Origin of the sequence: Zhongshania aquimaris, from assembly GCF_019312595.1 — a bacterium.
Taxonomy (GTDB): domain Bacteria; phylum Pseudomonadota; class Gammaproteobacteria; order Pseudomonadales; family Spongiibacteraceae; genus Spongiibacter; species Spongiibacter aquimaris.
Genome location: NZ_JAHWDQ010000004.1, coordinates 176565 through 188565 on the forward strand (window position 1 = coordinate 176565; position 12001 = coordinate 188565).

Sequence of the window (12001 nt, forward strand, 5' to 3'; positions counted from 1 at the left end):
TGAGCGCAGTGCTGTCGAATACAAGTTTGGCAGCTGACCACTATTGCGACTACTCCCTCAAACACGCAAACTTTCTCAGACACTTTCACAGCTTATAAAAAATCGTACTCTATTTTTTCCGAGTGGTTTTTCGCGTTTTTTTAGCGGGCTTTGTCGGTTCTGGTCGCTCGGTAACGTGATCAATCCAGAACAGCGCATCCAGATAATTCACATAGCGATGTAAATATTGAGGAGACAAATCCCGCATGGCCGTTAAGGCTTTCAGCGCGAGCATCTGTGGGTTCAGTGGCCCTGGGCTTTCAGGCCCTTGCTGTATGGCGATTTCGACCCGCTTGGCGATTGCGCTGCGCTGCTGAAAAACCTGCATTTTCTGGCTGGCCTGCAAGGGCCGCTGATCCGGCATCGGCTCGGCATCACCTTGGCTAAGCGCTATATCGGCGGTGTAGGCTGCACCGCTCAAGCTTTGACGTTCTTGTTCCCGCAATTGCCGCTCTAAGGCAGACGCCGACGCATCACTGCTCACTGGCTTCTCATCCAGCAATTCCCGCAGGGCCATTACTTTGGCAATAGCTTTATCGCTTGGGCGCGTATTGTTTTGATGAGTGAGAAGTAATTTTTTAAAAGCGAACTCATCGCCATTGTTTAACAGCGCCTCGGCCAATGCGCGGTCACTTTCACCAAGCTCGGCCAGTGACGTCGCTATGCGCTGGGCCTTAGCCTCTTGATCAATTCGATAGCGCGCTAAGGCATCGGCAATTTTTGTTTGCAGAATCTCTTGTGCAGGTGCGCGCAAATCAGCCGCCCGCTCAGACATTGATTCAATAAAGCGGAAACGCGCGGAATCGTAGAGATGGCCCATCTCTTCACGCAATAGCGCTATATCCTGCTGTAACTCTGCCAGCATAGCTTAGGGTGCCTTTTCTGCTGCCGCTTGCGCCCGAGGCACTGGCGCCATTTCTACGCGGCGATTTTGCGAGCGGCTATCAGCATCATTATTTTCCACCACCGGCTGCTGCGCGCCAAAGGCGGCGGCAAACACCATATCTGCGGGCATGCCCTCTTCGATAAGTGCGCGGGTGACGGTAAGCGCCCGCTGAGCAGACAACTCCCAATTATCGCGAAAATGTAAATTGCCTTTTTGAATGGGGAGATCATCGGTGAAACCGCTGACCATAAGCAATTGCTCATTGTCACCAAGATACACTTGCAGGGGCGCTCGCAGGGTATGCAAAAGTTCTCGGCCTTCGTCCTGCAATTCGGCGGAATTTAAAGAAAACAAAACGTTGCCACTGATACCAATTTTGCCATCGCGCAGGGTGACTCGGCCGGCAGCAAGAGGGTCAGCCAAGGCCTGCTCCAGGGCCAAACGGCGTTGCTCAGCGACTTCTCGTTTTTGAATTTCTTTCTCTAGGGTCTGCGATAACTCAAGTTGAAAACCCAGCGCCCACACCAGTAGCAAAACAAACACGCCGACCAGCCCGGTCATTAGGTCGCCGAAAATCGCCCAAATTGGCGGTTCTTGATCTAAGCCATTATCCAGTTCCGACACACTCATGCCGACGCTTCCTCACGAGAAGCCACAACGCCTTTAGCCAGACTCTGCAGTTGGTTCATGATTTCCTGATGAGACAGCATATTGTGGTCAATAATTTCCCGCGCCTGCGCAACGTAATACGCCATTTGCTCGTCGCTGCGCTCACCACTGCCCTGCAAGTCCGAATCCACTTTGAGCAAGGTCTCGATCAAACTGCCGTTTGCCTCGCTGAACTGACTAACGGCTGTCGCAAAGGCATCACCCAAACTCGCCAGCTCTGCGCTACTTCCCTCGAAATGGGCAACGATATCAGACAGCTTGCTAGATTCAGTATTGACGCTGTCAGCAAACCCTTGACTGATAGTCGCAAGCAATTCTGAAGAATTGCCGAGGATACTTTCTACCGCCTCGCGTTGCCCTGCCGCCGACACCTGCAAAGATTCCGACAAGGCATTTAACTGGCTCATCAACTCGCGACGCTCGTCGAGCAGGCTATTGTCACGCTCGATATTTTCATTCATCTCGGCGCGTAATTTGGTCATGATTTCAGCGGCAATGCGCGGAGTTTCAGAGGCCGACTCGATAAGGCGCCCCATCGGCTCTTCAATCGCATGTGCCAAACTGGCCAAGTGTTCGGCAACCGCAGCCTGTAATTCATTCAAACGGTTTACCGCCGCGTCGCCGCGCTGTTCTTCCAAGGTATATAGGCTTTGCAATTCTGATTTTATGGCCGCCGTCATCTCGCTCATGCGCGCCTGATAACTATCTAGCCAACTACTTTCGCTTTGCGCGCGGGCCGCAACCAACTCCTCAGAGGCCACCACTAATTTGCTGAACTCTGCTATCAGCTCTTGGCTACCGGCGCGAGCATTACTCGTTAAGGCCTCGGCATTGCTTTGCAGCAAATCCGCACTTTGTTCAAACACGGTAGACCAATTAGCAAGACGCGCCTGCTCGGCGGACTGCTGCTTCTCTAACCAATCGTCGCTGAGAGAATTAAAACTGCCGACCATAGCCTGTGAACTATTGGCGAATTGCGCAAGTAGCTCGCTGAAGCGCTTATCCATTGTTGATAGTAATGACTCACTGCCCGCTTGTTGCGCAGTCACTGCACCTTGCCAAGCGCGGGTAAAATCGTCTGATGTGCTGGCGTAGCGCTCGTCTAAACTCTGCAAATGCGCCGCTGCCGCGCTGTGTAATTGTTGCTGACTGGCTTTCATATCATCGCGTATATCGCTGACAAAACGGGAAATGACCGGCGTTATATTCTCGCCGGCAATACGGCCGCTGTCGGCCAAGCTTTGCTTTAAAGACGCGTCCACGGATTCAGCCAGCGCTTGAAATTGACCTTGCGCCGCAGCGTGAAACTGCTCCTGGTTACGCATAAGGGTCGCCGCCATGTCGTCGCCCATACGCCCTAAACGATCAGCCAGTAATGTGAGCTGTTGCGCAACCACAGGCAGTGCCTCGGCCTGCGACTGCATAGCCTGATAACTTTGGCGACGCTGCTGGCTCAATGAAAAAGGTTTGAATACCGTGCTCATACTAGTGTCGAGCTGACGAGACACTAATAGCCGCTCGCGGCGACTTAAGGTTGAAATCAAGCCTAGCATCGCCGAGGCACACACCCCCGCCACCGAGGTCGCAAAGGCCAAGCCCAAGCCCTTAATTGGTTCGGCCAAGCCCGCTCGCACCGCCTCTAATTCATTCGTACCCTCTAGCGCTACCACCGCGCCCTTTAGCGTGGCGACCATGCCGATGAAGGTGCCGAGCAGGCCGAGCATCACTAGCAAACCAATGATATAGGGGCTCAACACCGGCGCGGGTAAACCGATATATTCGCCCTGCACACGCTGGCGCACGGCGTTGCGCAGGCTGCTAGGCAGCTCAGCCAACCAGTTCTCTATATCCTGCAGCGAGTCGTCCACGTTTGCGATCGCCGCGCTCAACGCTGTGCTCGCCTGCTGATAACGCAGAAGCTCAACAAACCCCACTGTATAGGCCACGGCGATCAATACCGTGACGCCCAGCGCGAGCATATTGCCAGCAACAAAAGCCGCCCCCATCCACAGCACTACCGTTGCGCCTATGGCAAACGCGGCCACCGAAATCATTCTTGTCATTGTGTCGTCTCTACTTCAAATTCTAACGCTTCTATCAAGCCGAGAACCGGCATGAGCCGCAGCTCTAACTCAGCTAGCAGTACCGCCTGCATCTCGCGAATAAAGCGATCTAACCACCCGCCTTTTTGCAACCAACGTGCGGTTTCGTCTTGGACCGAGTTCGAAACCGCCTCATTGAATTGGCTATTTTCCGCCCGCGCTTGACGGTACTGCTGATTCAAAAAATAAAAACGCTTTGCCAATAAGTGCGGAACACCCGCAAAAACTCGCCGGCTAAAATCGGCCATGGTGTCTGCCATGCTGCCGTCTAGGCTTGCTAACTGGGCGAGCTCTGGCGACGTACCCTGCATGATCTTCTGTAACTGCCGTCGCAGCGTCGCCACGCGATGGTCCATTTCACTTTGGTGCAGTGAATAAAACCGCTGATAGGCGACAAACCCTGCGTCCGGGTCATCTAATGTGTCGCGGTTGGGGCGCGGCAGTATAAACGCCGACGCGCTTTCACCCGGCGCTTCGTCGCCTTCCAACACAAAACTATTAATTATAAATGCCAGCATCCCCGCGCGCGCCTGCATAAATAACTCAGTGGGCTGCTCCGTGCTAGGCGCCGCCACAAAGGGCTTTTTTTTCAAGCTCCGCAGGGACTCAGCCAGTACGATCGCGTCGGACAAGCTAATTAACTCGCCGAGCTTATCTGCAAACTGCTTGCTGCTGAACTCAGCATTGACCACGGCCAAATCAATGAAGACGCGCTGAAGCCGGGAGCTTGTTACCGGAATTGGGTTCATAACATCCTTAATGAAAACACAACCGTGCGGCTAGCGCAGCGCTAGAGTAGATCGACGCGACCCCTTGCACTGCCAGACGAGATATTCTGATTAGCGGGAGTGGTGACCGCCAAAAAAGTTTCGCCAAAACTGCGGTGACGGAGCTAATTTTGCGGTCAATTATCGCTATTTTGCCAGTAACTTCAAGGATTAGCCGCTACAGAGCGAAAACCCTGCTTATGCAGCAGGGCCAAAGCATCTAGCGGCCGTATTGCGTGTTTAGGTAGGCCATGATGTCTTTGGACTCAAACATCGCCACCCCCGTGTTGGGGTCAATTAAATAAGGCACTTGAGAGCGGCCGGTTAGCTCGCGTAACCGAAGGCGATTGGCACTGGTAATGGGCGCATCCGGAAACCAGCGCGAACGCACCAGCGGCGGCCCCATTTCCTGCCAGCGGGATTTAGCAAAATTGCGCAATATATAGGGTATTTCTAATTCGGTGAGCAGCTCGCGTACCGGCCGCGAATAGGGACTGGATTCAAAACTGTACAGCTCTAACACTTGCTCAGGCGCAACTGAGGGCTTGGCATTCATACCCCGAGCACGGCCAATGGAGCGCACTGCGGTGGCCGCCATCGAGCTCGAAATCGATAATTGCCTGCGCAACCCTCGCGGCGATACACGTCTCGCATTGCCGTAATGTTTATAGAGGTGATCAATGATCTCCGCCGATTCTAGAATCTCATCGCCGGTATTGGGATCGAGCAACAGCGGAAACTGACTTACACCGCTTATATCCAAGGCATCTGGCCGAAAGCGCATACCGCCCACCGGGCAGGGATAAATCAGCACATCAACATCTAACTCACTCAGTACTTCTCTCACCACGCGACAGTAGGGACAGGCCTCAATATCGTAGAGCACTAGCATTTTCTCTGGTTGGCGGGTTTTATCACCATTAAACGCCGCCGATCCGCGCCAACCGCGTGCCGAACTCGCCATTACTGAACTGAGTAAATCAAACATCGCCTGCATTTCTCCTGAGTCAAAACGGGGTATATATCGGCAGCATACGCAAATTATGGCGCAGTGGGGCAAGAATAAGTTGGCGACACACATTAATGTGTATAAATACCTTGCCTCTTAAATTACGGCAAAAACAATAACAACTCTCAGGACAAGCCCATGCCAAGCCTAAACGAGCCACTGCAACTACCCTGTGGCGTGACGCTGCCCAATCGCCTTTTAAAATCAGCCATGACCGAAGGCCTGGCCAACCTCAATGACCAAGCGACACCGCGCTTATCGGCGCTATACGCGCGCTGGGCCGAAGGCGGCACGGGAACATTGGTCACCGGCAACGTCATGGTAGACCGCCGCTTTCTTGAGCGCCCTGGCAATGTGGTGATTGATGGCAACGGTGGCGAAGCCGCCCTACAGGACTGGGCGAAAGCCGGCACCTCGGCAAATAATCAATTGTGGATGCAGATAAATCATCCGGGGCGACAGTGCCAACGCCAAGTATCTGCCCAACCACTTGCCCCCTCAGATGTCGGCATAGATCTAATTGGCATGTTCGGTCGCCCCAAACCCATGACCGAGATCGACATCAAGCAGACCATAAATCGTTACGCCAAAGTAGCCGCCACAGCTAAGGCCACCGGATTTACCGGGGTGCAAATACACGCCGCCCACGGCTATTTGATCAGCCAGTTTTTATCGCCACTGGCAAATACCCGCGGCGACCAATGGGGTGGCTCACTGGAAAATCGAGCGCGCTTTCTATTAGACACCGTAGCCGCTGTGCGCGATGCCGTCGGTCCGAGTTTTGCGATCTCCGTAAAATTAAATTCCGCCGACTTCTCCAAAGGTGGATTTAGTCACGAAGACAGCTTGCAAGTTGCCGAGTGGCTATCTGATGCGGGCATCGATTTATTAGAAATTTCAGGTGGCACCTACGAAAAGCTAGCGCTAATGGGCGACGACACTGACGACACGGCTGCCGGCTCAAGCCAACACCGCGAAGCGTATTTTCTCAAGTACGCCGAAGGTATTCGCAAGGTCACCCGTATACCGCTAGCCATCACTGGCGGTTTTCGCAGCCACGCCGCCATGCAGCAAGCACTCGACAGCGGCGCCTTGGACGTCGTTGGTATTGGTCGCCCGCTGTGCAGCCAGCCTGACATCAAACCGCTGCTCGACGGCCAAAGCCCCAGCCTCCCAAATTGGGAGAAGGAACTGCGACTTGGGGCCGGCTGGTTCGGCCCCAAAAGCAGCAATCAAACAATCCGCACCCTCAATTTTGGCGCCGCCACCCAATGGTACTACCGTCAGATAATTGATTTGGCCGAAGGTCGTGAACCTAATACCCATACGGGTTTATTACGGGTCATGCTTAAACACATGCTGGCAGAGCGGCGCATGGCCACAAAACGCGTGAAATTATTGCGAACCGTATAAACAGCCGTTGAGTAAATCTTCTGAGAGGGGTGAGCTATACCCCTGCAGAGAAAGCACGCGCCTCATTTGCGATAGCCATCGAGTTAGAAATAACACTGCCGTGACCGGGGTAAATATGCTCAATGTCGAGTGCGGCCAAACGTCCTAGCGTCCCCTGCATTTGTTTACGATTAGCATAAATAGCGGGCACAACCACTCGCTGTTGTGGCCCGCTACCAAGCAGGGTGTCTCCAGTGATAATGCTTTTACTAGAAGAGTGGTAGAAACAGCAGGAATCCCAAGAATGGCCGGGGGTATGTAACAGTGTCCATTCAGCAAAGCCTGGCACGCTGTCATTATTTTTCAATCTACGTATCTCAGCAACGTTATCGATACCGCTAGATGAGCCGCCAATAAATTTAGGTGCTTCACGAGCGGCCTTATCTCGAGAGCGATTTAAATACATCGCCCGCGAGCGCGCTCTAAAGAGTTCACGAGTGCTGGTGCCGATACGCGTTAGCACCCCAGCGGGATCATTGAAGAATTTGTGCATGCTGCGACGCGAGGCATACGGCGAAAAAACAGCGGCACCACAGAGCGCAGACAGCGCCAGTACACCGCCAAAGTGATCTGGATCATCATGGGTGAAGGCAACTGCTTTAACGCTATTGATCGGATACTTTAAGTCTGATTCGATAAATCCAAGAACGTAGCGATGACAGGCGACCGCCACATCAACGACGAATAATACCGGCTCACCATGATGTATTTCTTCAATTACATAGCTATTTGATAAGCGCGTTTTGACCTGGTGAATCTTCATATAAAGAACCTAATTGTTCTTATTAAAATGTGTTAAAAACTATTTTTATTCTGGACACAATTCCGCTATTCAGAAAAATCCGGCGTCAATGTATAGGGCTTGTATTCAGGCTCTTGATCATTAACTGTGCTTGGCGGCACCTCTGCGGCGGGCGCCGGTGCAGGCGCAGCGACGGCTGAAGAACTAGTCGCTAATGCCTGCTCCCGATCAGCATTAATAGCGGTGGTAACCGATCTCATCACTAACTGGAAAACTTCCTCTCTATCGCCTTTATCGAACACATCGCCTTTTTCCGACGAGCCCATACTGGCTACTGTGCGGCCAGTAATATAGTCTTGAAATGCAATACCCATCACAATACGGTCACTATCCCCATTGACCGACACTCGCGCGCCCAATACGCGTTTCTTTTCTGCATAGGGAAGGTTGTCGTATTCCTTAGACCCCACCACCGCTAAATGGTAGTCGGAAATAATATTGCCAAACGCGACGTCCAAGCCATAGGCCGCACTATTGTCATCGCCTTCAATCACCACGTATTCATATTTCGAAAAACTGAAGCCATTGGAATAGACCACCGTCTCATTGCCCGCACAGGCAATTAAAAATGCAGTTACCACGAATAGAAATACCGACTTCATCACCCACTCCATAGAATTTATACAAAACACATTGGCATAAACCTGCACATTGCAGGCCAATTATTGGACTGCGACTCACTATCCTTTTTACCAACTAGAGAGTCAACGCCCGCGGAACTGCACATGTTATACAGCTATCGGTTGTAGCTAGTATTCTTCTGCCGCTGACGCTGCCACTGTCGCGGTGACAACCCTGTCCACTGTTTGAAGTGGCGACTGAACACCGCCACCTCTGCGTAGCCTAGGTTGAGCGCCAATTCCGTCACGGACATGGCATTATTAGCCAGATATTGTTCTGCTATTTGCTGGCGTGTTTCACGCAGCAAACTTGAATAAGTCATCCCCTGCGCCGCTAGACGCTTTTGCAATACCCTAGGCTGTAAATCTAATACTGCAGCCACCCTCGTCACGCTACAATCTCCACTGCGCAGCAACCGACCAAGAACGCTTTTAATTCTATCGCTCACACTGTCTGGATAACTTTGTTCAAGGTTGCTGACATAAAGACGAAAATGCTCTGCCAACAACGCCGTATCAACATGGGGTTTACGTGCTCCCCACCGCAACGGTACCTTAATAAAATTGTCTGCTGCCCCGAACAACAGCCGCGATGCGTAGCGCGGCAGCAGCGACACAAGGTCTTGCTCACCGGCAGATTGGTGCAGCGACAGCTGCAACTCCCTGCTTTCTGCCCCCACCAACTCGTCAATAAAATTGCACAGATGCCCGTAACTCAGCTGAATAAGCTGCTGAATACCGCGATGGCTGCCCACCATAAAGGCAAACTCGAATCGCAGCATATCGCCCTCAATGCGTTGCTGCAGTTCCAAACCTCGTACATGCAAATAGAGTTGCTGACTAGCTTTATCAATTGCCGCCTGCATGGTTGGTTGCTGTGACCAACCCAGAGCAATATCGCCCAATACCGTAGAGGTTTGACGCTGCGCCAGCAGCAGCCCAAATAACATTTGACCACATGACTCCGCCGCTAACTCTAATAAACGAGCCACTTGGCTGTAGGCAATATAATTATTTGGATCCCGAAGCTGCGCACTGCTCAAGCCCACCCGCGTCAACAAGTCCACGGGATTTACTTCATAGCGGCTTACCAAAGCAGAAAAGCCGGCAATAGCGCCACTGCGAATCAACGACATAGCAAAACATTCCACAGAAGAAGGTTCGTAAAAAATCAACTATTGTTCGCAATAAGTCAAGCGAGTGGCGCAATCACCTTCTATATTGTAGCCATCACTTGGCCACATAATAATTCGGAGCGCCCTATGAGCCTGCCAGATGTTGTTAACCATCAAGACACACTGCTAACCATCGACACCAACAAGCAGCCCCCAGTAAGCGATGCGATTCCGGGACTGACTATTAACCCCTTATTTCTAGATACTGAAAACGGCCTCTGGGTGCTGCGGGTTAAATTCGCCCCCGGTGTCACACTGCCTATGCATTTCCATACCGGTACGGTGCACTTTTACACCTTGTCTGGCTGCTGGCACTACGTGGAATACCCCGACCAAAAGCAAACAGCAGGCAGTTATTTGTATGAGCCCGGCGGTTCTATACACACCTTCCACTGTCCAGAGGATGGCGGTGGCGCAGACGGCTTTATGGTGGTTTCCGGCGCGAATATCAATTTTGATGGCGAGGGTAATTTCCTCAACATTATGGACGCCGGATGGATTGAAAAAACATTACAAGAAACTTGCGCCGCTCAGGGAGTAACAACCCCTCGCTATATAAAACCTAAACAGAGTGCGGGATATTCCGACAAATAAGTGCATTATAGGCAAGGCAGCCGACACACCATTGCATTTTAAGGAGCCGCATGCAGTGCGGTATCGCAAGGTAAGCATGCTGGGCAAAAACAATAATCAGCTTGGGAGTGACTCATGACGACACACACCAATCCCACACGTTTTAATGTGGAATTTGATAGCGAGGGAACACGCTGCAGCGCCTGGCACTACCCTAGCCAGTCAGACCAGGAAAACAGCGCCTGCATAGTAATGGCCCACGGCTTGGGTGGCACCCGCGAATGTGGCCTCGCCCCCTACGCCGAGCGCTTTTCGGCCGAGGGTTATCACGTCCTTGTTTTTGATTATCGCTATTTTGGCGATAGCGACGGCGAACCCCGCCAACTGCTAAAAGTCAGCGATCAGCTCAAGGACTGGCGTGCCGCCATCGACTTTGCCCGTCAGCTGAAAGGCGTGAATGCCGAGCAGATCATATTGTGGGGAACGTCATTCTCAGGCGGTCATGTACTCAGTATTGCGGCAGAAGATCAGCGCCTATTAGCTGTCTCGGCCCAGGGCCCAATGGTCGACGGCCGCGCCGCCAGCTTAGAAATTTTAAAATACGCCGGTCCAGTTCACTTAAGCAAACTAAGCAGCTGCGGCTTAATTGATCAGGCCCGTGCAACACTCGGCATGAGCCCTCTTTATATTCCCCTCATTGCCGAGCCCGGCGCACTCGCCGCCATGACTAGTCACGACGCGCTCAGCGGCTATCACGCCATCACCAACCCCGGCTGGCGCAATGAAATGAGCGCCCGCACCGTATTAGTGTTGTCCTTGTATCGCCCGATTAGCAAAGCGAAAAAGATTCGCTGCCCTGCGCTAATTCAAGTCTGCAATAAAGACACCGTCGCGCCCGCTAAAGCGGCGATCAAAATGGCCAAACTCATGCCTAACACTGCCACGCTTAAACAATATGATATCGGCCACTTTGACATTTATACTGGCAAGGACTTCGATATTGGCATTGCTGACCAACTGGCCTTCTACCACGACGCCCTGCACAACGCGCGGGGAATGAAACTGTGAGCAAGAATGCCCTGCACGACAAAGTCATCGCCATTACCGGCGCCAGCGGCGGTTTTGGCGCCGCGTTATGCAAGACGCTGTATGAGCGCGGAGCAAAGCTCGCACTGCTCGATATAGATGACGCTGCCTTAGCCCGCCAGCTCGCAAACTACCCCGACCCACTGCGTGCAAAAACCTGGCACGCCAATGTCTGTGATGTGGATAGCATGCGGCACGCAATAGATTCAGCGGCCGCATTTTTTGGCCGCATAGATGTGGTGATTGCCAATGCGGGTATCGATTTAATTGAACCCCTCAGCGCTGAGGGCAGCGATCATTTTGAGCGCGTCATTGATATCAATCTTAACGGTGTATGGCGCACCTTTCGTGCATCGCTAAGTCATGTAAAAGCAAGTCGCGGCTATTTACTCGCCATTTCATCTATGGCGGCTTTTGTACACTCTCCGCTACAAGCCTCGTATACCGCAAGCAAAGCCGGCGTGTGGGCGCTCTGCAATAGTGTGCGTCTAGAGCTTCGCCAACACGAGGTGGCCGTCGGCACTTTGCACCCCACATTTTTCAAAACGCCGCTACTAGACACCATCTCTGACAATGATGCTGGCACGGCACTGTGGGGGAGCCATCAAAAATTCCCTTTTAAAACCGTCAGTCTAGACGACGTTGTTAGCGCCGCCGTGCTTGCCATAGAGACCCGCGCAGAGATAACCACTGTGCCACGGGTCAACCGACTCATTGCCAATGCCCCTGGGCTATTTCGTAAATTTATTGAACGCATCGGCTTTAAAGATGCCAGCGTGCGCAGGGCCACAGCGTTTACTGACACAAATTAATTTCTTTTA

Annotated in this window: 12 protein-coding genes; 4 read left to right on the forward strand and 8 right to left on the reverse strand. The window is 52.4% G+C overall.

Annotated elements, in window-relative coordinates; all coding sequences use genetic code 11:
- Positions 1-109 precede the first annotated feature (109 nt).
- The 5 genes from KXJ70_RS15220 to KXJ70_RS15240 form a co-directional block, all read right to left on the reverse strand.
- Entirely contained in the window at positions 110-904 is a 795-nt protein-coding gene (locus KXJ70_RS15220) for a DUF2894 domain-containing protein (protein WP_219044385.1), read from the reverse strand.
- A 3-nt stretch (positions 905-907) separates the two neighbouring features.
- Complete coding sequence (locus KXJ70_RS15225) at positions 908-1555, reverse strand: OmpA family protein (RefSeq protein WP_219044386.1); 648 nt, start codon at positions 1553-1555, stop codon at positions 908-910.
- On the reverse strand, positions 1552-3657 hold the full coding sequence (locus KXJ70_RS15230; RefSeq protein ID WP_219044387.1) for a hypothetical protein: 2106 nt from the start codon (positions 3655-3657) through the stop codon (positions 1552-1554). The genes KXJ70_RS15225 and KXJ70_RS15230 overlap by 4 nt, the downstream gene beginning before the upstream one ends.
- Positions 3654-4445, reverse strand: a complete 792-nt coding sequence (locus KXJ70_RS15235) for a DUF3348 family protein (protein WP_219044388.1) — start codon at positions 4443-4445, stop codon at positions 3654-3656. The genes KXJ70_RS15230 and KXJ70_RS15235 overlap by 4 nt, the downstream gene beginning before the upstream one ends.
- A gap of 238 nt (positions 4446-4683) precedes the next feature.
- Complete coding sequence (locus tag KXJ70_RS15240; RefSeq protein ID WP_255558508.1) at positions 4684-5451, reverse strand: glutathione S-transferase N-terminal domain-containing protein; 768 nt, start codon at positions 5449-5451, stop codon at positions 4684-4686.
- 159 nt (positions 5452-5610) lie between these two features.
- On the opposite strand from KXJ70_RS15240, the gene KXJ70_RS15245 reads away from it, so the two are divergent.
- On the forward strand, positions 5611-6885 hold the full coding sequence (locus KXJ70_RS15245) for an NADH:flavin oxidoreductase/NADH oxidase family protein (RefSeq protein ID WP_219044390.1): 1275 nt from the start codon (positions 5611-5613) through the stop codon (positions 6883-6885).
- 34 nt (positions 6886-6919) lie between these two features.
- Here KXJ70_RS15245 and KXJ70_RS15250 read toward each other — a convergent pair whose 3' ends face one another.
- The 3 genes from KXJ70_RS15250 to KXJ70_RS15260 all read right to left on the reverse strand — a co-directional run bounded on the left by KXJ70_RS15250 (position 6920) and on the right by KXJ70_RS15260 (position 9482).
- On the reverse strand, positions 6920-7687 hold the full coding sequence (locus tag KXJ70_RS15250) for an MBL fold metallo-hydrolase (RefSeq protein ID WP_219044391.1): 768 nt from the start codon (positions 7685-7687) through the stop codon (positions 6920-6922).
- A gap of 65 nt (positions 7688-7752) precedes the next feature.
- The gene (locus KXJ70_RS15255; RefSeq protein WP_219044392.1) at positions 7753-8328 is read right to left on the reverse strand and encodes a hypothetical protein; all 576 of its coding nucleotides are present in this window, start codon (positions 8326-8328) and stop codon (positions 7753-7755) included.
- 134 nt (positions 8329-8462) lie between these two features.
- A complete protein-coding gene (locus KXJ70_RS15260; protein ID WP_219044393.1) occupies positions 8463-9482 on the reverse strand; it encodes a helix-turn-helix domain-containing protein in 1020 nt (339 codons plus the stop codon).
- A 126-nt stretch (positions 9483-9608) separates the two neighbouring features.
- Between KXJ70_RS15260 and KXJ70_RS15265 the strand changes: the two genes are divergently transcribed.
- From KXJ70_RS15265 to KXJ70_RS15275, 3 genes are all read left to right on the forward strand, one after another.
- Positions 9609-10115 carry a 2,4'-dihydroxyacetophenone dioxygenase family protein gene (locus KXJ70_RS15265; protein WP_219044394.1) on the forward strand — a complete coding sequence of 169 codons (507 nt, stop codon included), beginning with the start codon at positions 9609-9611 and terminating at the stop codon, positions 10113-10115.
- Between the two features lie 114 nt (positions 10116-10229).
- A complete protein-coding gene (locus KXJ70_RS15270) occupies positions 10230-11162 on the forward strand; it encodes an alpha/beta hydrolase (protein WP_219044395.1) in 933 nt (310 codons plus the stop codon).
- A complete protein-coding gene (locus KXJ70_RS15275; protein ID WP_219044396.1) occupies positions 11159-11992 on the forward strand; it encodes an SDR family NAD(P)-dependent oxidoreductase in 834 nt (277 codons plus the stop codon). The genes KXJ70_RS15270 and KXJ70_RS15275 overlap by 4 nt, the downstream gene beginning before the upstream one ends.
- Positions 11993-12001: the final 9 nt, after the last annotated feature.

Coding starts and splice junctions, on each gene's coding strand:
- KXJ70_RS15220 (WP_219044385.1), bottom strand. CDS start 904: ATGCTGGCAGAGTTACAGCAGGATATAGCGCTATTGCGTGAAGAGATG.
- KXJ70_RS15245 (WP_219044390.1), top strand. CDS start 5,611: ATGCCAAGCCTAAACGAGCCACTGCAACTACCCTGTGGCGTGACGCTG.
- KXJ70_RS15270 (WP_219044395.1), top strand. CDS start 10,230: ATGACGACACACACCAATCCCACACGTTTTAATGTGGAATTTGATAGC.
- KXJ70_RS15230 (WP_219044387.1), bottom strand. CDS start 3,657: ATGACAAGAATGATTTCGGTGGCCGCGTTTGCCATAGGCGCAACGGTA.
- KXJ70_RS15235 (WP_219044388.1), bottom strand. CDS start 4,445: ATGAACCCAATTCCGGTAACAAGCTCCCGGCTTCAGCGCGTCTTCATT.
- KXJ70_RS15260 (WP_219044393.1), bottom strand. CDS start 9,482: ATGTCGTTGATTCGCAGTGGCGCTATTGCCGGCTTTTCTGCTTTGGTA.
- KXJ70_RS15240 (WP_255558508.1), bottom strand. CDS start 5,451: ATGTTTGATTTACTCAGTTCAGTAATGGCGAGTTCGGCACGCGGTTGG.
- KXJ70_RS15255 (WP_219044392.1), bottom strand. CDS start 8,328: ATGAAGTCGGTATTTCTATTCGTGGTAACTGCATTTTTAATTGCCTGT.
- KXJ70_RS15265 (WP_219044394.1), top strand. CDS start 9,609: ATGAGCCTGCCAGATGTTGTTAACCATCAAGACACACTGCTAACCATC.
- KXJ70_RS15250 (WP_219044391.1), bottom strand. CDS start 7,687: ATGAAGATTCACCAGGTCAAAACGCGCTTATCAAATAGCTATGTAATT.
- KXJ70_RS15225 (WP_219044386.1), bottom strand. CDS start 1,555: ATGAGTGTGTCGGAACTGGATAATGGCTTAGATCAAGAACCGCCAATT.